The sequence below is a fragment of the Micropruina sp. genome (assembly GCF_047602085.1).
GTDB lineage: Bacteria > Actinomycetota > Actinomycetes > Propionibacteriales > Propionibacteriaceae > Micropruina.
Genome location: NZ_JASGID010000002.1, coordinates 432,102 through 456,762 on the forward strand (window position 1 = coordinate 432,102; position 24,661 = coordinate 456,762).

General features: G+C 68.5%; 17 protein-coding genes, 1 tRNA gene and 1 other RNA gene. 9 read left to right on the forward strand and 10 right to left on the reverse strand.

The window, feature by feature from the left end:
* Nucleotides 1-10: 10 nt before the first annotated feature.
* The 6 genes from QM721_RS02760 to QM721_RS02785 form a co-directional block, all read right to left on the reverse strand.
* Nucleotides 11-697, reverse strand: a complete 687-nt coding sequence (locus QM721_RS02760) for a hypothetical protein (protein WP_415118750.1) — start codon at nt 695-697, stop codon at nt 11-13.
* Between the two features lie 40 nt (nt 698-737).
* Complete coding sequence (locus tag QM721_RS02765) at nt 738-2,957, reverse strand: glycosyltransferase (protein ID WP_415118752.1); 2,220 nt, start codon at nt 2,955-2,957, stop codon at nt 738-740.
* A 117-nt stretch (nt 2,958-3,074) separates the two neighbouring features.
* Nucleotides 3,075-4,685, reverse strand: a complete 1,611-nt coding sequence (locus QM721_RS02770; RefSeq protein WP_415118754.1) for a stealth family protein — start codon at nt 4,683-4,685, stop codon at nt 3,075-3,077.
* The gene (locus tag QM721_RS02775; protein ID WP_415118756.1) at nt 4,682-6,112 is read right to left on the reverse strand and encodes a stealth conserved region 3 domain-containing protein; all 1,431 of its coding nucleotides are present in this window, start codon (nt 6,110-6,112) and stop codon (nt 4,682-4,684) included. Before QM721_RS02775 ends, QM721_RS02770 begins: the two co-directional genes overlap by 4 nt.
* A gap of 304 nt (nt 6,113-6,416) precedes the next feature.
* The gene (gene cls, locus QM721_RS02780) at nt 6,417-7,883 is read right to left on the reverse strand and encodes a cardiolipin synthase (protein WP_415118758.1); all 1,467 of its coding nucleotides are present in this window, start codon (nt 7,881-7,883) and stop codon (nt 6,417-6,419) included.
* Nucleotides 7,884-8,095: 212 nt separating this feature from the next.
* The gene (locus QM721_RS02785; RefSeq protein ID WP_415118760.1) at nt 8,096-9,499 is read right to left on the reverse strand and encodes a threonine/serine ThrE exporter family protein; all 1,404 of its coding nucleotides are present in this window, start codon (nt 9,497-9,499) and stop codon (nt 8,096-8,098) included.
* 690 nt (nt 9,500-10,189) lie between these two features.
* On the opposite strand from QM721_RS02785, the gene QM721_RS02790 reads away from it, so the two are divergent.
* On the forward strand, nt 10,190-10,522 hold the full coding sequence (locus tag QM721_RS02790; protein ID WP_415118762.1) for a tyrosine-type recombinase/integrase: 333 nt from the start codon (nt 10,190-10,192) through the stop codon (nt 10,520-10,522).
* A gap of 411 nt (nt 10,523-10,933) precedes the next feature.
* The gene (locus tag QM721_RS02795) at nt 10,934-12,142 is read left to right on the forward strand and encodes a Fic family protein (RefSeq protein WP_415118764.1); all 1,209 of its coding nucleotides are present in this window, start codon (nt 10,934-10,936) and stop codon (nt 12,140-12,142) included.
* Between the two features lie 135 nt (nt 12,143-12,277).
* Here the strand turns inward: QM721_RS02795 and QM721_RS02800 are convergent.
* The 3 genes from QM721_RS02800 to QM721_RS02810 all read right to left on the reverse strand — a co-directional run bounded on the left by QM721_RS02800 (nt 12,278) and on the right by QM721_RS02810 (nt 14,037).
* Nucleotides 12,278-12,365 (reverse strand) — tRNA-Ser (locus QM721_RS02800).
* An 83-nt stretch (nt 12,366-12,448) separates the two neighbouring features.
* On the reverse strand, nt 12,449-13,531 hold the full coding sequence (locus tag QM721_RS02805; protein ID WP_415118766.1) for a hypothetical protein: 1,083 nt from the start codon (nt 13,529-13,531) through the stop codon (nt 12,449-12,451).
* The gene (locus QM721_RS02810) at nt 13,528-14,037 is read right to left on the reverse strand and encodes a SigE family RNA polymerase sigma factor (RefSeq protein WP_415118768.1); all 510 of its coding nucleotides are present in this window, start codon (nt 14,035-14,037) and stop codon (nt 13,528-13,530) included. Before QM721_RS02810 ends, QM721_RS02805 begins: the two co-directional genes overlap by 4 nt.
* Before the next feature lie 312 nt (nt 14,038-14,349).
* Between QM721_RS02810 and ffs the strand changes: the two genes are divergently transcribed.
* The 6 genes from ffs to ileS all read left to right on the forward strand — a co-directional run bounded on the left by ffs (nt 14,350) and on the right by ileS (nt 21,462).
* Nucleotides 14,350-14,444: signal recognition particle sRNA small type (ffs, locus tag QM721_RS02815), an RNA gene on the forward strand.
* Between the two features lie 157 nt (nt 14,445-14,601).
* Nucleotides 14,602-16,851: a DNA polymerase III subunit gamma and tau gene (locus QM721_RS02820; protein WP_415120096.1), complete on the forward strand. Its 2,250-nt coding sequence runs from the start codon at nt 14,602-14,604 to the stop codon at nt 16,849-16,851.
* A gap of 45 nt (nt 16,852-16,896) precedes the next feature.
* Complete coding sequence (locus tag QM721_RS02825) at nt 16,897-17,220, forward strand: YbaB/EbfC family nucleoid-associated protein (protein WP_415118770.1); 324 nt, start codon at nt 16,897-16,899, stop codon at nt 17,218-17,220.
* A 12-nt stretch (nt 17,221-17,232) separates the two neighbouring features.
* Nucleotides 17,233-17,850, forward strand: a complete 618-nt coding sequence (gene recR, locus QM721_RS02830) for a recombination mediator RecR (RefSeq protein WP_415118772.1) — start codon at nt 17,233-17,235, stop codon at nt 17,848-17,850.
* 64 nt (nt 17,851-17,914) lie between these two features.
* A complete protein-coding gene (locus tag QM721_RS02835) occupies nt 17,915-18,088 on the forward strand; it encodes a hypothetical protein (protein ID WP_415118774.1) in 174 nt (57 codons plus the stop codon).
* Nucleotides 18,089-18,315: 227 nt separating this feature from the next.
* Nucleotides 18,316-21,462 carry an isoleucine--tRNA ligase gene (gene ileS / locus QM721_RS02840; protein WP_415118776.1) on the forward strand — a complete coding sequence of 1,049 codons (3,147 nt, stop codon included), beginning with the start codon at nt 18,316-18,318 and terminating at the stop codon, nt 21,460-21,462.
* A gap of 24 nt (nt 21,463-21,486) precedes the next feature.
* On the opposite strand, the gene QM721_RS02845 is transcribed toward ileS, so the two are convergent.
* A complete protein-coding gene (locus QM721_RS02845; protein ID WP_415118778.1) occupies nt 21,487-23,718 on the reverse strand; it encodes a glycoside hydrolase family 3 N-terminal domain-containing protein in 2,232 nt (743 codons plus the stop codon).
* Between the two features lie 210 nt (nt 23,719-23,928).
* On the opposite strand from QM721_RS02845, the gene QM721_RS02850 reads away from it, so the two are divergent.
* Complete coding sequence (locus QM721_RS02850; RefSeq protein WP_415118780.1) at nt 23,929-24,561, forward strand: DUF4203 domain-containing protein; 633 nt, start codon at nt 23,929-23,931, stop codon at nt 24,559-24,561.
* Nucleotides 24,562-24,661 lie beyond the last annotated feature (100 nt).

Sequence of the window (24,661 nt, forward strand, 5' to 3'; positions counted from 1 at the left end):
ACCAGCCCGGTTAGGGCGTCGGCTCGCGGACGTCGATGCGTCCGGCCGAGCCGACCACGGGCCAGCCCCGCACGATCGCGCGGTTCGGTTCGCTGAAGTCGTCGGGCCACATGCCGCTCATCACTACGGTGGTTCGACCGCTGCTGACGTAGCTCATCATGAGCTCTTGGAATGCCGGGTTGTCGCGGCGCTGGTCACTGCCGGGAAGCACGTGAATGTAGCCGCTCAGGTCGACCACCAGCCGACAGCCGTCGCGCAGATCGGCCCGCAGCCGGTTGGTGCCAATGAGCGAGACGGGGTGGTCGGTGGTCACACACCCCTGATGGGCGAAGAGAATCCGGGCCAGGTCTGCCCTGGGAAACGAGAACCCGTCGGTTGAGGCCAGTTGGCCGGCCGTACCGGCGGTGAGCAGCAAGGCGAGCACCCCGGCGCTCGCACGTGCCACACCTGCCCTGCGGTTGGTGGTCAGCACCCCCAGTGCGGCGCCCAACGACAGCGCGAGCGGCCCGGCGGCGAATGCGGGGTAGTTGGGGTACCACGAGGGCGTCACGAGCAGAACCCCCACGGCGGTCACCAGCAGCAGCAGGTACAGTCGTCCGTCTGGGGTGCGCAGGGCGAATGCGGCCAGGGCGACGGCCAGGGCGGCAAGCCCGACGACCACCACCGCGGGCAATGCCGTTGCGTGGGCCTGGTCCATTCCCACCGCACGGGCGGGCGCGGGGGCACGATCGGCATGGTCAACGGGGTAGTGCCAGCCGGCGCAGTGCGCGATACCCGCGCCCGGCCAGACGGCGGGCCCGGCGCAGCAGCGACGGCGGTTGGGGTGGCGGGGTGGTCCGGGGTGGCGGGGCCGTCCGGGCCGGTGCCGCCCGCCGCTGCGCGTCCCTGCGGGCCTGACGGGCCTCGTTCCTGGCCAATCGAAGAATGTGGAACACGGCCTGGGCATCGGGACGGTGGTCGATCGCAGCGAGCCGGTCGCCGATGTCAGGTTCGAGGCTGACGAAATGCTTCTTGGCCTGTTTGAACGCCTTGAACGCTGTCGCGCCGACCTGACGCCCGGTCTCTTCGTCGAACGGCATACCCGCGGTGAGCCGCAGCATCGTGTAGAAGCTGACGTAGTAGCCGCGTGCCGCGGCGGCTCGGCTGCCGGCGGTGATCAGCGAGCCCGGGCGCAGCCGCCGGTTGTACAGCCGCACCTGGCGGTGGGTGGCGCGTTGAGCCCGCAGCAGCAACTCGAAGGTGAACAGATTGTCTTCGTGGGGCAGCCCGGGAACGAAGCCGAGATGGTGTCGCTCAAGAAAGGCCCGGCGGATCACGTACAGGCAGGCCTGTACCCGATAGTCCCCCGCCTGCTTCAGGTGCGCCATCAGCACAGGTCCCTCGACGGTCTCGCCGTAACCACTCGTGCGGTGGTAGTAGTCGTGGGGGTAGGCGGCCAGGGTGCGGGCGTCGATGCCCGGCTCGGCGATGACGTCGGCGTCGAACATCACCACGTCGCAGGCGGTGTCGTCGGCGGCCCGGACGATGTCAGCCAACCCGTCCAGCCCCCAGTAGTCGTCGCTGTCGAGAAAGCACACGTAGCGCCCCGTCGCCTCAGCCAGCCCACGGTTGCGGGCCGCGGAGAGCCCGCCGTTGGCCTGGTGAACGACGCATATGCGGGAGTCGTTCACCGCGGCCCGGTCGAGTATCTCGGGCGATGAGTCGGTGGAGCCGTCGTCGACGCAGATCACCTGCAGCCGGACGCCGGTTTGCCGGGCGATTCCAGCCAGGCAGTCACGCAGCCAGGGCGCGCTGTTGTGAACCGGAACCACCACCGACACGTCCGGCTCGTCGACGTCGCCGGGGCGTGCGGGCTTGCCTGGGTCCGGCCCGACATCGATAGGGAGTGGGCGCGGTGCAACCGGTGCGCCGGCCAGCCGACGCGCCGCCGAGCGGGCCTCGCGCTGCGCAAACCGCGCCTGGGCCGATGCTGTGACGGCCCGGTCGAACAGGTACTCGGCCGGGGTCGCAGTCAGGTAGGCCGACAGCCGCCGGGCTAGATCGGGGGTCACGAAATATTCCGGGTCCCGGCCGAGCACACCCCAGCGCTGCAGCAGTTGGTCGCGCAGCGCTGTGTCGATCTTCTGGTAGGCGGCAAAGGTGGATGCTCGGGTGAGGTTGGCCAGGCTGACCTCGACGGCCTCGTTGACGAACGCCGCCTCCATTTGCGTTGCCAGCCCCGCAACGCGCAGGGTCTCGTGCAGTGCGCTCAGCGCTGCGGCGAACTCCAGCGGCGACTCGTGGGTGCTGCCCTGCAGGCTGGCGGTATTGCCGGTGCGGTAGTCCACCAGCGGACGGTCGACGTAGGTGACCTTCTCGGCCAGCGCCAAGGCCGAGAAGGTGAAGTGCAGGTCATTCGTGCGGCGAAGCTCCTGAAAGCGCAGGCCGTGGCGGTGCACGAAGCGGGTCCGGAACAGCTTGTTCCAGGCCACCGGGCCGAACGCGTAGAACAGCGCGCCGCCGAGCGCCTGCGGGGCGAACGGGGTGCGTGACGGAAGCAACCGGGTACGCAATCCCCAGTTGACCTCGACGGGCTCGTCGTCACCGTCGTCGAACACCCGGAATCCGCAGGCGGCGACATCGGCCCGGTCGGCCTCGGCGCGGGTATGCAACCGGGCGAGCAACGTGGGGGCGAAGAAGTCGTCGGCGTCCAGAAAGGCCAGGTAGTCGCCGGTCGCGATCGCCAGCCCCGCATTGCGTGCCGAACCCGCACTGCCGGTTGCCGGCCCCACGATCGTTCGCACCCGATCATCGCCGGTGACGAACTCATCGATGATCGCCGGCGTGGCATCGTTCGACCCGTCGTCGACGACGATGATCTCTAGGTCGGGCAGGGTCTGGTGACAGATGCTGTTCAGTGCATGGCGAAGATGGTGTTCGCCGTTGCGTACCGCGACGACGACCGAGACAGCCGGCACAGGGTCCTCCTAGCTGGGGTGGCATGAACCCGATGAGCCCATCCTGCCCGCTTGGAGCCCGGATTCGTCGAGTGCGATGGCACCGTCCCGGCCGCGCAGCGCACGTGACGGGCCGGATCAGGTCTCGATCTCCCAGCGGCTCGGCAGCGGAAAGTATTCCTCGAAGAAATCCCGCAGGGCAGCCTGCTTGCGGGTGCGGCCCGGGTCGTCGTCCTTGCCGGAGTCGTTGATGCAGAAGGTGAGCAGCCGGCGACGAGCCAGCCAGCGTTCCAGGGTTGTTTCTGGACGATCGGTCGCGAGGTCGACGTAGCCGTAGTTGATCCGGCCCGGCACGGCCCGGCTGATTGCGAAGGCGTAGTACTGGCTCAGCGAACTCGTCAGCGAGTAGTTCGACGCGTTCCGCAGGCGCGAGCGCATCACCGAGTCGAACAGGTCGGGGTGCGCGGCCTCGAAGCCTTCGATCACCGAGCGCACCTGCGGCTGGGGGGTGTGCCGCAGCTTGTGGACGATCGTGCGCCCGAACTCGGCCTCGATCAGGTCGCGGTTGTTCTTCGCCGCCGCAGCCACCGCGAGGTCGCTCGGGTGGTGACCGCCGATGTCGAGCAGCGCGGGCGAGGTGAAGAATTTGCTGATTCCGTTGCCGTGAAAAAAATCCTCTGGCTGCACGCGTGCGCCGAAGAGCATGTCGTCGTTGAGGTACAGGTAATGCTCGGCGAGCCCGGGAATGTGGTGCAACTGCGATTCGATCGCATGCGAGTTGTACACCGGCAGCACGGACGGGTCGGCGAAGATTTCGCGATGGTCGACGACTCGCAGGCGCTCGTCGGCGCGCAGCCAGGCCGGAACCTGCTGGTCGGTCACGATCCAGATGCGGCGGGCCCAGTTGGCGAACATCTGCACCGAACGCAGCGAGTAGCGAAGTTCGTCGCGGTTCTCGAATCGTGCGGCGATCTCGGCATCGATGCTCACCCCCGTGGGGTCGTGGGTGCCGAGGGCTGCCGCCTTGCGCCGCAACCAGCCCGGGTCGTTCCCGTCGACCCAGGTGTAGACGAGGTCGACCGGTTCGGCGAGTTGCAGCAGGTGGTGCGGCTGCTGCGGCAGGCGGTGACCGTTGCGCTGAACCTGCTCCCACAGCGTGGGCCCCGCGTAGTCGAGTACACCGTTGTGGCCGGGGGCGTGTACCGTGCCGGCCTCGTGAATGCCGCCTCCGCTGGCCGGCGTGGGCGTGGGTTCGTAAGCCCAGAGCTCGAGCAAGATCCCGGTTTCGCTGTCGGTCAGTGCTGCGCCCGAGGGGGTGACCAGATTGCGGCCCAGCAAGATCGCCGAGACGCCGACGCGGGGCACCGCCCACCAGTCGAGCGGTATCGGGACGCCGACGATGCCCAGCTCGGTGCGTGCGGCCCACCAACGCCGGGTGGTCTCGTCTGCGGCCAGGGCCCGCATTGCTTCGGCCGCGTCGTGGCGGCGAATGGCGACGCGCGGCTGGGGGAGCATGCGCTGGTCGAGAATCAGGTGTTCGACCCCGTGGCGTTTCAAAACGGCGGACACGTCGTCGACCAGGCCGGCGAGGTAGGCGTGGGCATCGAAGGTGTCGACGATCTCGTAGGGGCGTCGCAGGTGGTCGGGAAGGCGATCCCGCACCCAGTGACTGCTCCGGCGCTGGGCGCGCCGGACCCGCGTGGACGTGGTCTTCGCCCATGAGCGGAGTCGTTGGTCAAACCTGCTCATGACGCCAGCTCGAACGGGCTGGCCAGCGGAAAACGCTCGGCGAGAAAGCGGGGCACCCGGTCGTCCTGGCAACTGCCGGGGCTGGCGTCGACATCGTTGATGCAGAAGCAGTCGACGACGCGTTCGGTGAGCAGCGCGTGCATCTGCTCCGACGCGAGCGACGATTGGGCGTCCACGTACTGGTAGCGCAGCCCGCCGGTCACCGTGCGTTGCGTCGCGTAGCCGTAGTAGTGGGCCAGCTCGGAGGCGATCGACAAATCGTCGCGGTGACGAAACCGGGAATGCGCGATGCGGTTGAAATCGTCGGGCATCAATGACTCGAGTTCTGACACCACACTCTTGCGATGGGCATGGGGCACGTGCTGTACGCGATGGGTGATCGTGCGGTTGTAGGTGCGCTCGATCCACGCCCTGCCCTGGCGGGCGGCCAGCATGGCCCCGTTGCGGGTCTCGGTGTCGAGATCGAGGTCGATCGCGACCGTCGAGGTCATCATTTTGGGCAGTCCGTTGCCGTGAAAGAACAGCTCGGGTCGCACCGGCCGGCCGAAGAAGAAGTCGTCGTTCAGGTAGAGGAAGTGCTCGGCCAGGCCGGGGATGTGGTGCAACTGCGACTCGATGGCGTGAGAGTTGAAGACCGGCAGCGCGCCAGGATCGGTGAAGATCTCGCGATGGGTCACCACGCTGATGCGCGGGTGGTCCACATCGAGCCAGGCGGGCACCTGGCCGTCGGTGACTATCCAGATCCGGCGGATCCATCCGGCATACATCGCCAGCGAGCGAAGCGAGTGGCGAAACTCGTCCCGATCGCGGGTGCGGGCTGCGTCGAGGGCATCAGAGGCGAGCCCCTGGCCGCTCGGGGCGACCTCGGCCCGCCGCCGGCGCCAGTCGGGGTCGGTGTCGTCGACCCAGGTGTAGACCGCATCGACCGGTTCGTTGAGTTCCAGCAAGTTGGGCCGGTCCTGAGCGGCGAGCCGGTGATCGGGGCGCGCCTGGGCCCGGGCCCAGTCAGCCGGTGCCAGGTAGGACGCGACCCGGTTGCGATAGACGGCACGCAGGGTGTTCGGTGCGTGCACCCCACCGTCGGGGCGATCGGTCTCCGGAGCCGTCGGCTGCCAGAACTGCAGCCAGGTGCTGCTCTCCCTCGAGCCGACGTAGGCGCCTGACGGCGAGCGCAGGTAGCGGTAGATGCGCATGGAGTGCGTCCTTGTGTCTGGGCTGAACGAGCCCAGCAGCCGTGGCCCACGGTAGCCCCCGCCCTCGGCGACCCAGCGTCGGGTGCGGGGCGAATCGCGCAGTACGCGGATGGCGTCGGTCCGGTCGTCCGCGCTGACGACGAGCCATTGGTTACCGGATTGCGTCAACCGGACGAACTCGATCCCGGCCTGCTCGAGAAGATCGGCGATCGTGGTGGCGAGATCGGCCTGCACCGCCCAGGCGTCGAAAGATTCGACGGTCTCGGCGGGGACGGCGCGCAGGGGCCGGTCTACCGGGCGGTTCGCCAGTTGTCTCAGTGTTCTGCGCACAGGCGGGGGAAGCCGTCGTCCGACAGCGATGCCGCGGAGCCGGAGCCGTTGCCGAAGGGAACGGTGGGCGCGCCGCATGCGTTCGGACCTTTCATTGACGATCTTCGCAACCCGGCGCGAGGCGTTCGGGCAGCGTTGTCAGCCTAGCGCGATGGTCGATGCGGCCTGAATGTCGACCTCCACCGCCCGCAGCTCGCCGAACAGGCGGTCACTGCAGCGCTGAGGTGAGCCGGGCCAGGTTGTCGAGCACGGTGGAGTGCAGCGGCTGCTGCAGCCACTCGTCCAGGGTCAGCTCGCGTGAGGCGGCTCGGTATTGGGCCTCGACCTCGCGCATCTGCGTGACGAACTCATCGCCTCGCACCAGCATCGAGATCTCGAGATTCAGGCCGAACGAGCGCATGTCCATATTGCTCGAACCGATGACCGCCACCTCGTCGTCGATGGTCATGCACTTGGTGTGCAGAATGAACGGCTTGCGGTACAGCCAGATCGTCACCCCGCCCCGCAGCAGCGCTTCGTAGTAGCTGCGCTGGGCGTGAAAGACCATCGCCTGGTCGCCCTCTTCTGACACGAACAGCTCGACTCGCAACCCGCGTTGGCAGGCGGTGGTCATGGCGAGCAGCAGCGCCTCGTTGGGGACGAAGTAGGGCGACACGATGATGATCTGCTCCTGCGCGGCGTACAGCAGACCGACGAACAGCCGCAGGTTGTTCTGAGACTCGAAGCCGGGCCCGGACGGCACGATCTGGCAGTCGAGGTCGCCGGGGCCGGTTCGGGTGCTGAGCACGTCGATCTCGCCGCTCAGCACCTCATCGGTCTCGCTGTTCCAGTCGCTCAGGAACACCGCGTTGATGCTGCTGACCACCGGGCCCTCGACCCGCACCATCAGGTCGATCCAGTGCAGCCCGCGCCGAAGGTTGGCCGGTAGGTTGTAGGTGTCGTCGGTGAGGTTCTGCGAGCCGGTGAAGGCCACCACGCCGTCGACCACCAGCAGCTTGCGATGATTGCGCAGGTCGGGGCGTTGGTAGTGGCCGCTCAGCGGTTTGACCGGCAGCATCACCTGCCAACTGGCGCCCATGGCGTCCAGTCGTTCGCGGGTCTGCCGGTAGAACGGCTTGCTGTGATTGGCCCAATGGTCCATCAGCACCCGCACCGCAACGCCACGGGCGATCGCTGCCTCGAGGGCTTCGAAGAATGGCTCGGTGGTGGCGTCGGCCTGCAGAATGTAGAACTCCACGTGCACGTAGCGCTGCGCGTCGCGGACGGCCTGCGTCATCGCGGCGATGCTGTCGAGGTAGTCGGGGTACAGCTTCGCGGCGTTGTCGCCGGTCAGCGGCATGGCACCCAGGGTGCGGTTGAGCTCGACCAACGAGCCGAACCAGGGCGGTGGGTCGGCGCGTGGGGTGCCGAATTCGACGCCCTGGCTGAGTTCGCGGATCTGACCGTTGATCGCTTGTTGTTTGAGACGGCGTTGGCGTGACAGTTTCGGGTTGCCGATCAGCAGAAACAGAGGCAGCCCGATCTCGGGCACGAAGAACACCGCCAGCAGCCACGCCATGCCCGCGGTGGGCAGCCGGTTGCGGGGAATCACGATGACGGCCGCGATGCGCACGATCATGTCGACTATGAATAGGGCGGACGTCCACCACGTCCAGTTCAGCATGAAGCCAGGCACCCGACCCTCCGCGCATCGCTGATGTCGGGCTCAAATCTAGTGGCGGATGTCCGCCATTCGCCGAGACTGCCCTTGGGCATAACCGAGTTCAGCGTCACCTCGCGTCGATGCCCGCCGTGCGGGCATGCCGGGAACTGACGCCGGTGTGAGCCCGTGGACGAACTGGCTGAGGTGCCGGGCGGCGTCGAGGCTGGTTCGCGAGGCGGTCGCCCTCAGGCACGGCCCTGGGACGAATCCCCACCGCCGGTCGAGTTGGGCGGAGGTCCGTCGGGCTCGCCGTCCACGCCAGCGGCACGCCTGCGCAGGACCTGCTGGGCGTGGGTGAGGGGCATCTGCGTCCAACTCGGGTTGGGCTGTATCCAGGCGGGGTCGGCGACCATCCGCGCGACCGCAAGACCTGCGGAGAGGGCTACCACGATGCCGAGGGCCGCCGAACCGTTGGAGAGCGCTTGCAGCGGATCCCGGTTGATCATCGCAACCAGAGCCCGGTAGGTGCTCACTCCGGGGATCATGATCAGTACTGCGGGCACTGAGAGGATGATCCGCGGCGCCGGCAGGCGCTGGGAGGCGATGCCGGCGAGCAGCCCGACCAGGGTCGTCGCGGCCATGGCGCACAGGAGCGGGTTGCCTCCGGCGTCCACCGCGGCAAGCCGTGGAACATTCGCGGCCACGCCGATCAGGGATGCCGCGAGCGCGGGGCGCAGCGGCGTGTTGAAGGTGAGTGCGAACCCGAAGACGCCGGCGAGACTGGCCAGGACGCGCAACCCGAGCAGCACACCGGCGGGCAACTCGAGAGCCGGGATCTCCCCCGGGCTCAGCCCGAAAGCCCACGCGACGAGCCAGGCGCCGAGCGCTGCCGCGAGGGTGATCATGCTCGCGTACAGCAGCCGCGACATCCCCGAGATGAAGTCGAACCGGGCCAGATCCAGGGCGGCAGTGAGCAGCGGGAAGCCGGGAATCAAGAACAGGATTGCCGAGGTGAACGCAGCCGCGTGGAGTGGCTGGACGACCTGCGGCAGCGCCCACTGCAGAACCTGCGCGAAGACCATGTAGATCGTGCAGGCGAGGGTCGAGGCCATCGCGACCGTTCCGAGTTGGTTGAGCCGGAACCGCCTCAGGAGTAGCTGGAAGAGCTTCCCGCAACCGGCAGCGATGCCCGCGGCGAGACATTCCTGCCAGCGTCCGTTGTTCAGGAATGCGAAGGCCGCGCAGGCCACTGAGGCGCCGGCGACGATCACCCAATGGGGGTGGTGCTGGGCCTTCGCCTCCACCTGGTCCAGTTGGCGCTGCAGCTTCGCTGCGCTCAGTCCGGTGGTTGCGCGCAACGATACCCGCATCAGTGCTGCGATCCGGTCAGCGTTGACGACCGGTACCGGCACCTCGACGACCTGGGTCCGGAAGGTGCCGTCGACCCGAGTGGTCGCGACGATCTCATTGAGGCTGACCTGCGCCTCGAGCTGCTCGATCCCCAGCGCCTGGGCAACGCGTCCCATCGCCGCCTTGACCCGGTACGAGCCGGTGCCGGCGGTGAGCATCATCGAACCCATCCGGCACACCGCGTTCGACTGCTCGGCCAGAGTGGCCTCCTGGCCAGCGCGCGAACCCTGTTGCTTCATGGCTGGACCTCCAGGCGGCCCGTCGGGCCCGTCGCCGCCGACATCGCGGGAGATCCTGCGCAGCGGGTTTGCTGTCGGAGACGAGGTGGTGGGGATGGTTGCGCCGAGGCGTGGGCGCCGTCCGCAGTGAAGGTCTCCTCACACCACCGCACCCTCGAGGGTTCGCACAGCGCAACGATCTGGGATACCCAGCTACCGACGCTGACACCCGCGTCCGCAGGGGCGGCGAGCTGGCCGACATAGATGCAGTTGGGTGTGGGAAGGACATTGAGCGCTGCCACGGCGGCCCCTTCGCGAGGTCGGGCAAGGGCAGTCGGCAGCCGGGTGCGCCAGGTGACGGCTGATCGGCCAGAGCTCCTTGCTCGAGGATGACCGAGACAGCAGGCGGCCTGACTCATCGCTACGACGAGCGCATCACAGTTGCGGCACAGTGTGGAATCTCACCACGTTTCCCTACTCGAGCCGGGAACCGATCCCCGGTGTCTCGAACGTCCGCCGTCGCGGTGGACGCGACCCGAAGGCTACCGGCCCTAGGCGCACGGCCAGCGCACCCTTCAAGTCGCGGAACGGCCGAAAGCGGGCGCAGCCGGCTACCGGTCCGGGCCGTGCACTGGCAACGTCCGCCACGAGCACGAATGGGCCGTCTGGCGCGATCTCGGCATCCCCGACGACATGGTCCTCGTGCCTGGTGTGGTCAGCTACGCCACCAAGGTGGCTGAGCATCCCGACCTTGTCGCCCAGCGGATCGGACGCAAGCAGTGGTGGAGCGATCGACCTGCGGCTGGCACAGGCCGGTTTGGCCAGTCCCGCTGGAAGGCCCTCATCGCCACCGCCGGTGTCCGTGACGCGCGCCTCCACTACGCCCGCCACACCGCAGCAACCACGCTGCTCCTGCTCGGAGTCTCCGAGCGCGCGGTGATCGACATCATGGGCTGGTCCACCGGCACAATGACGCTGATCTACCAGCACGTCACCGACGGTTTCTGCAAGGACGTCGCCGCTAAAGTGGCTCTTCCCAGTTGAGGGTGTACCCGAGGTTGTCTTGCCTTTCGGCGCGTCGGTGACCTCGACCCACACCCGCCCACCGACACACCCGAACCGTCACCCGACGCTGACTACACCCTCATCTGGGAAGAGCCCGCATAGTTCGTGGTCTTTGGCGCAAGCGCCCAGGTGCGCAGGGCGGACGCCGAGCGCCTGTTCCGTGCCATCCCGATCGGCAACGCGTTCACGCGGCGTCGCCGGGCCTGATTCCGCTAGACGATGGGTCATGCGCATCGCTTCCGAACCTGGCGACGTGGTTCCTGGAAGCTGGAACCGACGTTGCAAGTGCACTTGGACACACCGATCGAACTTCCAACTGAACACCCTGAAGACTTGGAAGTTATCGCTCAACTTCCAAGTTGGTGGGTGGTTCAGTTGTAGGGTTCAGGGATGGACGCCAGCAGGTTCGTCGACAGCGCCTTCGGCCACGCGATGCGAGAGCCCGGCAAGAGGTGGGCCTTCACGTACTACCTCCCGAAGCCCATCCCACGCCAACTTCCGCTGAGCGCCGAGGTCGTCGCGGCGATGTCCGACGCCGACGCGGCATTGGGTCACCTCCAAGGCCTCGGCATGGTCATCACTGATCCGAGCCTGCTCATCGGTCCTTACCTCCGCCGCGAGGCACTGGCCAGCTCCCGCATCGAGGGCACCCAGGCATCGCTGTCGGCGGTCTTCCAGTCCGAGGTTGACTCGACCACCGGAGATGACGACACCGAGGAGGTCCGTCGATACCTGGAGGCGACCGGACTCGCCTATGAGCTGGCCAAGTCGCTTCCCATCACCCAACGGCTCGTACTGCAGGTGCACGAGGTTCTCTTGCGGGGCGTCCGAGGCGAGGAGAAGAACCCCGGCGAGATGCGAACCAGCCCGGTATGGGTCGGACGCGCCGGCGCGACACCGGAGAGTGCAGCATTCGTTCCGCCCCTCCCTGAACACCTGCCCGACCTGATGCGCGACTGGGAGTACTTCGTCAACGAGGACGGCAAGCACCTCCCTGCGCTCATCCAGGCCGCGCTGATGCACTACCAGTTCGAGACCATCCATCCCTTCCTGGACGGCAACGGACGCATCGGGAGGCTCCTGATCAATCTGCTCCTCATGGCGCGCGGCCGGCTCCCCATGCCACTGCTGTATCTGTCCAGCTACTTCGAGAGCTATCGCCAGACGTACTACGACCGTCTACAGGCCGTCCGCGAAGCAGGCGACATCGAAGGTTGGTTCCTGTTCTTCCTCGAAGCTGTGAAGTCGCAGGCCAACGATGCAGTCGAACGCTCACGCGCTCTGGTCGCCATCCGCGAGTCCTACCTCTCTGAGGCCATTCAGACGCGCTCAAGCCTGCCGGCCTTAGTGGAGCTGATCACTCGGACGCCAGTGGTCGCGGTGAAGTCCGTCCAAGCCGCGACCGGCCTGACCAACCAAGGCGCCCGAACGCTCATCCACGCAGCTGAGGCCCGGGGATGGCTCCAGAGCATCGGCACGCGCGGCAGGGGGGGCAGGGAGTTCTGGGTTGCGCCGCGTGTCCTCGAGATCATGGACGCGCCCATGTCCTATACCCAGAGCAGCCAGGACATCTCCGACCCTGAGCTGACCTCGTCCTAGTATCGCCGGCCTCGCTGAGCTCCGGGTGGATGAGCCCCGAGAAGATAGCGCACATTTAGCGCACAGACACGCAAGCAGCCCCGATGCTCACGGCGGGAGCAGCGATTCCCGCCCTAGTCGGAGCGGGAACCGCAGTGGCGGAGGATACGAGATTCGAACTCGTGAGGGTGTGAACCCAACCCGCTTTCCAAGCGAGCGCCATAGGCCTCTAGGCGAATCCTCCGCGGCCTAGGTTACCGGCTCGACCGCAACCAACTCCAACCGACCGATGACGGGCAGAAGGCGTCCGGGCCCTGCCTGCCGAACCTACTTGTTCCGATAGGTCACCCGACGCCCGTCCGCGCCGGTGTAGGTGACGCTAGCCACCAGCCCGTCGGCGAGTTGCTTCTTGCTGTCGAACCGAGCGACGAACACCAGGCGGCCGTCGGGTTGCAAGGTGCCGATCATGACCTCGGCGCCTTGGACCGTCGTGGTCACCTTCGGGTCGGAGGCGCCCTTGGGCAGCATGCCGAGGGCGGTGTTCTGGTAGCCGCCGCCCTTCGAGATGCTGCCGTCGGCCTTCACCACCTGGGAATCGTCGACCAGGTTGTTGCTGAACGGCCCGAGCCCGCCCAGCGTGGTGAAGAAGCCGATGTGCTTGGTGGCTGGCGCGTAGAAGACGGTGTAGTCGTCGTCGCTCAGCTTCAGCGTGGCCGTCGACACCTGCTGGTTGCCCAAGGCGTGCATGCTCCCGTCGAGCGAGCGCCAGATCAGGTTCGCCAGTGGAGCGGCTTTCTCGTCGGCGGGCTTTTCGGTGACCAGCCCGAACGCCGTCAGGTTCGTGCCGGGAATCAGCTCGAACGGGGTCGACCAGCCGCCGAGGTCTTCGCCCGGGTCGGCGCTGAGCCACTCCACCCGATCGGCCACCAGCCCCACCGACAGATGGGCGTCGATGCGTTGAACCATGACGCTTGAGCCGTCCAGGCGCAGGGTCGCCAGTTGCGCCGGTGACGGGGTGCTGGCCGTCGAGGCGGTGCTCGCGGTGCGACCGTGACCCGTGAACGTCGCGACGCCGCCTACGAGGCTCACCTGGATCGTTCGGTACAACGCCGGGAACTCCTGGTTCAGGCTGGCCAGCTCGATGGTGGCCTTCGCCTCCTCCACCGCAGAAACGGACGGGCTCTGCATCGGCTCCGGCACCCCGTTCTGAGTACGGGGCAGAAGCCCCGCCCAGGCCGCGACCGCGATCGCGGCTGCAGCCGCGACGGCACCCAGCGTGCGGCGGCGGGTGCGCTCGCGGTAGGCGCGGTGCCCGCGGTCGATCAGGGCGTTCAGATCGAGGTCTCCGTCCACCTCGGACGCCAGCAGCGTCAGTTCGGCCCGCAGCCGGTTCTCGAGTTCGGTCTTCACGAGTTGCTCCCTTCGCTAGCAGGGCTTTGAGCGGCCCGCAGCGCCGCCAAGCCGCGGGACGCCGCCGACTTCACCGCGCCGGTGCTGATGCCCAACGCGGCGGCGGTGTCTGCCTCGGACAGGTCGTTGTAGTAGCGCAGCACAATCACCCGGCGTTGCTGGGCCGGCAGCGACGCCAGCATGCGCAGCACCTGGTCGTGGTCGTCGACCCGGGCGTGCTCGTTGCGCGAGTCGGGTCGTTCGACCACCTCGGCCGGCACGGCGGGGCGTTTGCGCCAACGGTCGATGTTGAGGTTCACCAGGGTGCGCCGGGCATACGCGGTGGCTTCGCCGGCGCGCACCCGCCGCCAGGCCAGGTAGGTGCGCAGCAGGGCCTCCTGCACCAGGTCGTCCGCCAGGTCGCGATCGCTGGTGAGTAAGTAAGCCGTCCGTTTCAGCGTTGCCGCCGAGTCACGGGCGAACCGGGTGAACTCGGCGTCCCGCTCACGCATAGGCAGTCCGAACATTCGCATCCTTTCCGTACCGTTCCTCACCCTGTCCTACGAAACCAACCCCCGATAGGTTGCCAACCCGCCGCATGCCCTGCCCCGCCTCCCCACCCGGCATCGCTGACGTTGCGCAGGTTGTGCCTCATTGCGCAGGGTGCAACACGCGCAATGAGCCTTTACCTACGCAACGTCGTCCTATGGGCCGGCGGGGGCGCCCGCAAGGGCGCCCGCGCCCGCGCCCGCGCCCGCGGCGGCGGGCGGCGGGCGGCGGGCGGCGGGCCGGGGCGGGCCGGGGCGGCGGCGGGGGGCGGCGTCCTCTACACTGGTGGCCAAGGTCCCCGCGCGGCGGTACCTCGCCCAACTCCCCCAGGGTCGAAAGTCAGCAAGGGTAAGTGAGCTCTTCCGGGTGCGCGGGGGCCCCTGCGCGTCCGGGTCGCGACGGGCGGGGGGCGGTCGAAAAGTGTCCGGCCCAACACGTAAGGTTCACCCGTGGACGACGAGCGCGAGGACGACCTGATTGAGGAGTCGGGCCTCTTCGACGAGCCGGAACTGTTCGAGCAGGACGGTCCCGACCTGTTCGGTATGGCCGCGGACGAGTCCACCGGGCCCCAGATCGCTGCCGCCACAACCGCCGACGAGCCCTCAGTCTTCGCGACCCTCGGCGACCAGCCACCCGGCCCACCAGCAGCCGCTGACGAACCCGGCGAGTCCCCCTTCGAGGTGCTCCAGGCGATCCGTGAGCCCGCGGCCGACCCGGTCGCGATGCGGCGTCCCGAGGCGCCGCTGGCGCTGTACCGCCGCTACCGCCCCGACACCTTCGCCGACGTGATCGGCCAAGAGCACGTCACCGAGCCACTGCAACGGGCCCTGGCCAACAACCGGGTCAACCACGCCTACCTGTTCTCGGGGCCGCGCGGCTGCGGCAAGACCACCTCGGCCCGCATTCTGGCCCGCGCGCTCAACTGTGCCAACGGCCCGTCGCCGGTGCCCTGCGGCGAATGCCGGTCGTGCCGCGACCTGGCCCGCGGGGGGCCTGGCTCGATCGACGTGATCGAGATCGACGCCGCCAGCCACGGCGGCGTCGATGATGCCCGCGACCTGCGCGAGCGGGCCTTCTTCGCCCCGGTCAGCAGCCGCTACAAGATCTACATCGTCGACGAGGCGCACATGGTCACCACGGCGGGGTTCAACGCCCTGCTCAAGGTGGTCGAAGAGCCGCCGCCGCACGTCAAGTTCATCTTTGCCACCACCGAGCCCGAAAAGGTGATCGGCACCATTCGGTCGCGCACCCACCACTACCCGTTCCGGCTGGTGCCGCCCAAAACCCTGTCGGCCTACCTGGGGTCGCTGTGTGAGGCCGAGGGGGTGGAGGTCGACGCCGCCGCCTTGCCGCTGGTGGTGCGCGCCGGTGCCGGGTCGGTGCGTGACTCGCTGTCGGTGCTCGACCAGTTGCTCGGCGGCGCCGGCGACCAGGGGGTGACCTATCCCCAGGCCGCCGCGCTGCTCGGCTACACCCCCGACGCGCTGCTCGACGAGATCGTCGACGCGTTCGCCGCCGGTGACGCGCACGGCGTTTTCGCCTGCATCGACAAGGTGATCGAGGTGGGCCAAGACCCCCGTCGCTTCGCCGAAGACCTGCTGCGCCGGCTGCGCGACCTGATCATCGTCGCCGCGGTGCCGGACGCCCTGACCAGCGGTTTGGTCGATGTGGCCGCCGACCAGGCCGAACGGCTGCGAGGGCAGGCCACGGCGCTCGGCCCGGGCGAGCTCACCCGGGCCGCCGAGGTGCTGGCCGTCGGGCTCACCGAGATGCGCGGCACCACCGCACCCCGGCTGCACCTGGAGTTGATGTGTGCCCGGGTGTTGCTGCCGGCCGCCGACGCCGACCAGCGCGGGGTGCATGCTCGGCTCGACCGGCTGGAGCGCCGGTTGCAGATGACGGCGCCCGAGGCCCAGGGAGCGCCGGCGGCACGGGCTGCCGGTGACGTCACCGCGGCCGATGCCGAGGGCACGCCCAGCCCGGCCCGCGAGCGGTCCCGGGCGCCCGAGCCCGAGCGGACGGCGTCCGCGTCGGCTGGGATCGAGCCGTCCAACGCTGCGGCGCACCGTCAGAAGGTTGGTCGGCCCCAGACTGCGACTTCCGCGCCCGCCGCCCCCGCGCCCGCCGCAGCCCAGCCTGCCGCCGTCGCGGCCCCGCCCGCCGAACCTGAGGCGGCCACGCCACCCCAGCGGCCTGAGCCGTCCGTCCCGGCACCGGGTGGTGGTCAGCTCAGCACGGTCGATTTTCGCCGGCTCTGGCCCGACATTCTCACCGAGGTGAAGAACCGGCGCCGGTTCACCTGGATTCTGCTCAGCCAGAACGCCCACGTTGTCGATGTGGTGGACGGTGTGCTGAGCCTCGGCATGTCGAACCCCGGTGCCCGCGACAGCTTCGGACGTGGTGGCAGTGAAGAGGTGCTGCGCGAGGCGATCCTGCAGGTGATGGCCACGTCGGTGAAGGTTCAGGTGGTGATCGACTCCGGTGGTTCGCCGAGTGCCGATGGGGTCTCGACAAGCTCGACCAGCGGGGGAGGGCCGACCGGCGGGGGAGGCTCGACCGGCGCGGGAGGGCCGACCGGCGGGGGTGGGTCGACCAGCGGGGGAGGGTCGACCGGCAGCGCGCCTGCCGCCCAGGCCCGGCAAAACATCAGGCCCACCAGCACCAAGGCCGAATCGGCAGCACCCGAAGAAGAGCCCAGCCGCGACGACGTCTCGATCGAAGACGAGTCGGTGAACCACGACGAACTGCTGGCCAAGCATCTGGGTGCCGAACTGATCGCCGAGGAGGATTGAGCCGACCCGTTAGGCTAGGTCGATGCCCCATCGATTGGAGAACTGATGTTCGGCGACCAGGGATTCGACATGAACGCGCTGCTGGCGCAGGCCCAGGCCATGCAGTCGCAGTTGGCGCGGGCTCAAGAAGAGCTGGCCGCCAAGAGGGTGCTCGGCTCGGCCGGTGGTGGCCTGGTCGAGGTCACCGTGGGCGGCGACGGTGAGTTGCTCGCAGTCGCCATCAAACCCGAGGCGTGGGACGAGGACGACCCGTCCACTCTCGGCGACCTGATCGTGGCCGCCGTCCGCGACGCCAACAAAAAGCTGGCGATTCTCGCCGAAACCACGATGCCCCAGCTGCCGGACCTCGGCGGCCTCGCCGGCCAGTAAGCCGAGACAGCGGTGTTCGAGGGAGCGATCCAAGATCTGATCGACGAACTGGCCAGGCTGCCCGGCATCGGGCCCAAGGGTGCGCAACGCATCGCCTTTCACATTCTCACCGCCGAGAAGGCCGACGTCGAACGTCTTGCCGACTCGCTGCGTCACGTGGCCGAGAAGGTGCGTTTCTGCGACCGGTGCTTCAACATCTCCGAGGCCGAGAACTGCCGCATCTGCCGCGACCCGCGCCGCGACCAGACCGCCATCTGCGTGGTGGAGGAGTCGAAGGACGTGATGGCGATCGAACGCACCAACGAGTTCCGTGGGCTCTACCACGTGCTCGGCGGCGCCATCTCGCCGATCGACAACGTCGGGCCGGCCGACCTGCACATTCGCGAACTCGTCATGCGGCTCGCTGACGGCGTGGTGCAGGAGGTGATTCTGGCCACCGACCCCAACCTTGAGGGCGAGGCGACCGCCGCCTACCTGTCGCGGTTGATCGTGCCGATGGGGGTGACGGTGTCGCGGCTGGCGTCCGGGTTGCCGGTGGGCGGCGACCTGGAGTACGCCGACGAAGTCACGCTCGGCCGGGCCTTTCAGGGCCGGCGCCGGCTGGGCGATCCCGCCGCTGCCCGCGGCTGAACCCCTGCCGACGCAGAGCCCCTGCCGACGCTGAGCGCCGCGGTGCTCGTGCTACGTACACGCCATGGCGCACCCCGGCGGCGCTGACCCTGTTCGCCCCGCTGTCGATTCCGTTCGCCAGGTCGCCGAGCTCGAAGAGCTGCTGCTGGTGAAACCCGTGCCCTGGGCCGGCCTGGCGGCACGGCTGGTGTTCGCCGGGTTCACCGTCGCGACCGGCGCCGGAATCGGCATCGGATGAGCGACCCGCTACCATGGACGACTGTCGCAAGGCATTGATGGGGCCATCACCCCGGAGCTGCCGGAAGAACGGCGCTTCTGGGCGAAGCGCTCACTAGAACCGGCCGCGGCGAGCCAGAGCGGGCCGTCGGTCGAGACGGCCAAGAAGGGTGGTACCGCGGGGTGCGCCTCGTCCCTTCGTCCGGTTGCCGCACACGTGCGGCACAGCACAGACGAAGGAAGACCCCGATGAACGAGTATCGCCCCGTGCCGCCGCAGGTGAACCTGCCCGCGATGGAGCACGAGATCCTCGACCTCTGGCAGGCCCAGGGCACATTCGCCAAGACCCTCGAGGCCACCAAGGGCGGCCCGGCCTGGACCTTCTACGAAGGGCCGCCCACCGCCAACGGCACCCCCGGCACTCACCACATCGAGGCCCGGGTGTTCAAAGACGTCTTCCCGCGGTTCAAGACCATGCAGGGCTTCCATGTCGACCGCAAGGCCGGCTGGGACTGCCACGGCCTGCCGGTCGAACTCGCGGTCGAGGCCGAACTCGGCTTCAACGGCAAGCCCGACATCGAGCAGTACGGCATCGAGGCGTTCAACGCCAAATGCCGCGAGTCGGTCAGCCGGCACGTCGACGAGTTCACCGAGCTCACCCACCGGATGGGCTACTGGGTCAACCTCGACGATGCCTACTGGACGATGGACGCCAGCTTCGTCGAGTCGGTCTGGTGGGCGCTGAAGCAGATCTTCGACGCCGGGCTGCTGGTCGAGGACTACCGGGTCGCGCCGTACTGCCCGCGCTGCGGCACCACGCTGTCTGATCACGAGCTCGCCCAGGGCTACGAAGACGTGGTCGACCCGTCGGTCTACGTCCGCTTTCCGGTCACCTCGGGAGCCTGGGCCGGCAAGGCGTCGCTGCTGGTGTGGACCACCACGCCCTGGACGCTGGTCAGCAACACCGCTGTCGCGGTGCACCCCGACGTCACCTACGTGGTCGCCTCGAAGATCGACGCCGACGCCCCCGAGACGCTGATCGTCGCCGAACCGCTGGTTGAGAAGGTGCTCGGTGATGGCTGGCAGATCGAAGCCACCATGCCGGGCAAAGACTTGGAATTCGTCACCTACCAGCGCCCCTTCGACCTGGTGGAGTTCCCCGACGTGGTGGGTGGTACGCACTACGTGGTGCTGGCCGACTACGTCACCACCGAGGACGGCTCGGGCCTGGTGCATCAGGCGCCGGCCTTCGGCGAGGAAGACATGGCGGTCTGCCGTGGCTACGGCTTGCCGATGGTCAACCCGGTGCGTGCCGACGGCACCTTCGAACCCGGCATCGACCTGGTCGGCGGGGTGTTCTTCAAGACCGCCGACAAAGCCCTGGTGGCCGACCTGGCCGAACGCGGGCTGCTGTACCAGGTGCTGGACTACGAGCACAGCTACCCGCACTGCTGGCGCTGCCACACCGTGCTGCTCTACTACGCGCAGCCGTCGTGGTACATCCGCACCACCCAGCTCAAGGACGCCCTGCTGCGCGAGAACGCGGGCACGAACTGGTTTCCCGAGACGATCAAATGGGGCCGCTACGGCGACTGGCTGAACAACAACATCGACTGGGCGCTGTCCCGCTCGCGCTACTGGGGCACGCCACTGCCGATCTGGCGCTGCGGCAACGGTCACCTGCACTGTGTGGGCTCGCGGGCCGAATTGTCCGAACTCAGCCACCACGATCAGTCAGCCCTCGACCCGCACCGTCCATTCGTCGACGACGTCACGTTCGCCTGCCCGACCTGTGGCGAGACCAGCCACCGGGTGCCCGAGGTGATCGACGCCTGGTTCGACTCGGGGTCGATGCCGTTCGCACAGTGGGGCTACCCATGGGCTCCGGGGTCGCAGGAGGCGTTCGATCGGGCCTACCCGGCCGACTTCATCTGCGAGGCGATCGACCAGACCCGCGGCTGGTTCTACTCGCTGATGGCGGTCGGCACGCTGGTGTTCGACGCGTCCAGTTACCGCAACGTGTTGTGCCTGGGCCACATTCTGGCCGAGGACGGCCGCAAGATGAGCAAGCACCTGGGCAACATTCTCAAGCCGATCCCGCTGATGGATCAGCATGGGGCCGACGCCGTCCGCTGGTTCATGGCCGCCGGCGGCTCGCCCTGGGCGTCGCGCCGGGTGGGGCACACCACCATCACCGAGACGGTGCGCAAGGTGCTGCTGACGTACTGGAACTCGGTTGCCTTTCAAGCGCTGTACGCGCGCAGCAACGGCTGGTCGCCACGAGCCGATGCCTTGTCGGACGAGCGCGGCGAAGCCCCTCGGGCCCACGTGCTGGACCGTTGGCTGGTGTCGGCCCGCACCACGCTGGTGCGCGAGGTGACCGCGGCGCTGGAGAACTTCGATACCCAGCGCTACGGAGCCCTGATCGCAGACTTCGTCGACGATCTGTCGAACTGGTACGTGCGGCGCTCCCGGCGCCGGTTCTGGGACGGCGACCCGGGCGCGCTGCAGACCCTGCACGACACTCTGAACGTGGTCACCCGGCTGATGGCGCCGCTGGCGCCGTTCATCACCGAACGGGTCTGGCAAGACCTGGTGGTGGCCACCGATCCGTCCGCCCCGGCCTCGGTGCACCTGGCGGCGTGGCCGGTGGCCGACGAGGCGCTCGCCGACCAACGGCTCGACGAGGCCATGCGGCTGACCCGGCGACTGGTCGAACTCGGACGCTCCGCACGCGCCGAGGCCAAGGTGAAGACCCGGCAGGCGTTGTCGCGGGTGCTGGTGCCGTCCGGCTCGTTCGCGAAGCTGATCGACGAGCTGCTCACCGAGATCGCCGCCGAGCTCAACGTGCAGCGGGTGGAATCGTTCGCCTCGGCCGGTGACCTGGTCGACTACGTGGCCAAGGGCAATTTCCGCGCGCTGGGCAAGCGGTTCGGCAAGGACACCCCGAAGGTGGCCGCCGCCATCGCTGCCGCCGACGCGGCGGCGCTGGCCGCCGAGTTGGCTGCGTCCGGCAAGGCGAAGGTGGCCGGCGTCGAGGTGAGCGCCGAGGAGGTGATCGTCTCGGAGCGTCCGCGCCAGGGCTGGTCGGTGGTCAACGAGCAGGGTGAGACCGTCGCGCTCGACCTGGAGCTCACCCCCGAGCTGGTGCAGGCGGGGCTGGCCCGCGAGGTGGTCCGGCTGGTGCAGGAGCGGCGCAAGAACTCCGGGCTGCAGGTGTCGGACCGCATCACGCTGGCCTGGGCGGCGCAGGGCGAGTTGGCCCAGGCCATCCGGGCCCAGGCCGAACTGATCGCGTCGGAGGTGCTGGCGGTGTCGGTCACCGAGGGTGAGCCGGGTCCCAGCTGGGCCACCGACGACGAGCTCGGCCTGAGCTTCGAGGTGGCCAAGGCCTGACGGAAAGCGACCCGGCGACCGGGCTCAGCCGACGGTCAGCACGGTGCTCAACTCGGCGGTCGAGTCACCGCCCACGTAGATCTCGATCTCGGTGGCGTCCTGCACCCAGTCGCGGTTCACCGCGCTCCAGTAGCGCAGTTGGTCGGGGCCGAGGTCGAAGCTGATCGTGGTGGTTGCACCGGCGGCGATGGTCACCCGCTCGAAACCCTTCAACTCACGCAACGGACGGCTCGACAGCCCCCAGCGCTGGTGAATGTAGAGCTGCGCCACCTCGTCGGCGTCGACGCCGGAGGTGTTGGTGACCTCCACCGACACCTGCACGGTGCCGCCGAGGGCCACCGAATCGGCCGACAGCCGCAGGTTGTCGTAGGAGAAGCTGGCGTACGACAGCCCGTGGCCGAACGGGTACAACGGCGTGGACGGCTCGGCCCAGTAGCGCTGCCCGGCTTCGGCCGGCTGAAAGGTGCGGTAGTGCGCGTGGATCACCGGCACCTGGCCCACATGGCGCGGCCAGGTGACCGGCAGCTTGCCGCCCGGCGAGACGTCACCGAACAACAGCGCCGCCACCGCGTCGCCGCCCCGGGTGCCGGGGTACCACACCTGCAGAATCGCCGGCACGTTCTCGTCCGCCCAGCGCAGGTCGAGCGGGCGTCCCGACATCAGCACCGCGACGGTCGGGGTGCCGGTGGCGACCACGGCCTGCAGTTGCTCCAGTTGCCGCCCGGGCAGATCGAGGGTGTCACTGGACGCCTTCTCGCCGATCTGGTTCTGCCGCTGGCCGATCACCACCACGGCCACGTCGGCGTTGCTGGCGGCCTCGACGGCGGCGGCCAGGGCGGCCTCGTCGTCATGATCGGGCGCGGTACGTTCGACGACGGAGTCCATCGTGTCGAACATCGACTGGTACCGCCGCTCGGGAATGCCGACGCCCGCGGCGTAGCTCACCTGCGCGCCCGCGCCGGCGCGGGCGCGGATGCCGTCCAGAATCGTCACCGTCTCGGACACGTCGTAGTCGAACACCCAGGGGCCCAGCGTGTCGCGCTGCGAGGCCGCCAACTGGCCGATCACGGCGATCCGGGTGGCGTCGGCCGGCAGTGGCAGCGCACCGCCGTCGTTCTTGAGCAGCACGGCCGTGCGCTCGGCCGCCACCCGGGCCTGGTCGCGGTGTGCGGGATCGTTCAGCACCGCGTCGACCGCAGCCTCGTCGGCGTAGGGATTGTCGAAGATGCCCAAAGCGAATTTGGCGGTCAGCACCCGGCGGACGGCCTCGTCGACGGTGGCCTCGCTGACCAGTCCCAGCTCCACCGCCTCGGGCAGGTGGGCGTAGGCGGGGTCGCGCATGACCATCTCCAGGTCGAGCCCGGCGTTCATCGCCCGCGCGGCGGCGTCGGTGAGATCGCGGGCGAAATGCTGGGTGTGCAGGGAGCGGACGGCGTTGGCGTCGCTGACCACGAACCCGGTGAAGCCGAAGGTGTCGCGCAGCACATCGGTGAGCAGCCACTTGTTGCCGCTGGCCGGAACGCCGTTCAGATCCATGTAGGCACTCATGATGTTGGCCGCGCCGGCCTCGACCGCCGCGCGGAACGGCGGCAGGTAGACGTTCCACAACTCGGAGTCGCTGATCTCGGAGTCTTCGTAGTCGCGACCGCCGCGAGCCGCCCCATAGCCGGCCAGGTGCTTGGGCCCGGCGAGAACGTTCTCGGGGCCCAGGTCGCCTTGAAAGCCGCGGACGTGCGCGGCCGCGACCGCCATGGCCAGGGTGGGGTCCTCGCCCGCAGACTCGATGATCCGGCCCCAGCGCGGGTCGCGGCTGATGTCGATCATCGGGGCGAATGACCAGTGGATTCCCACGGCCCGGGCCTCGCGGGCGGCGACCCGTTCACCGGCCTCGATCAGTGCCGGATCCCACGAGGCGGCCTGGGCGATCGGTACCGGAAAGATGGTGCGGAAACCGTGAATCACGTCGAACCCGAAGATCAGCGGAATGCCGTGCCGGCTGCTCTGCACCGCCAGGCGCTGCAATTCGTTGGTCGTGGCCACCTCCCTGACGAACAGCAGCGACCCGGCACCACCCGCCGCCACGATCTGATCGACCGTGGGCGGCGCATCGGCGGCGTCGAGTTCGTCGTCGCTGCCGCCGAAGTAGAAATACTGGGTGACCTGACCCGCCTTCTCGGCCAAACTCAGCCGAGACAGTAGGTCTTCGACGCGTTCGGCCACCGGCAACGCCGGGTTGCGGTAGGGCAGGTCGGTCATGGGTTCTCCTTTGAACGAGACGGTGCAGGGCTCAGCCTGCCAGTGGTCGCCGCGCCCCGCCACCGCCCCGCCACCAAGTCTCGGCTTGGCTGGGAGCGCTGACGTTGCGCAGGGTGTGCCTCATTGCGCAGGGTGCACCCTGCGCAATGAGCCATAAGGCGCGCAACGTCGTGGACGTCGCCGTGGGTGGCTCCACCTACGCTGGGTGACATGGACGATGTGGTGGTCGGGTTGCTGGTTGTCGCGGGTGGCTGTGTGGTCGGGGCGGCGGGCTATCGGGCGCTGCGGCTGGTCATCACCCTGCTGGGAGCGCTGGCGGGGTTCGGCATCGGCGCGGAGCTGGCCCTTGCGGTACCGCTGGACGGCCTGGCCGGCGGCGTGCTGACCTGGATCGGCGGGTTGGCCGGCGCCGCGCTGTTCGGCTGGCTGGCCTATGCGTTCTACCGGGTGGCCGTGTTGCTCGGCCTGGCGTCGTTCGGGTTCGCCATCGGCAGCGGTCTGATGCTCGCACTGGGCTTTCGGGGCGGCTGGCTGACCTGGCTGATCGGCGCACTGGCAGCCGCCGTGCTGGTGCTGATCGGGCTGATCGGCGATCTGCCGGCCGTGCTGTTGATCGTGTTGACCAGTCTGGCGGGGGCGAACCTGACGGTCACCGGCGCGATGCTGCTGACCGGCTCGGTGAGCCTGTCGCAACTGAAAGCGCCCGGTGGGGAGGCGATGTCGACAAGCTGGTGGTGGGCGGTCGTTTCGATCGCGGTCGCGGTGCTCTTCAGCGGCTACCAGTTACGGGCGCTGAACCGGTCGCGGGCCTCAGCCATGCGGGCACAGTGGGCGGCACGCTGATCAGTCGGCGTCACTGGAGGCGCATGCCGACGAGAACGGCACGCGGCCGGATCGTGTCGCTGACCGAGATCAGATAGGTCATCGCGCGGGCGTTTACCCC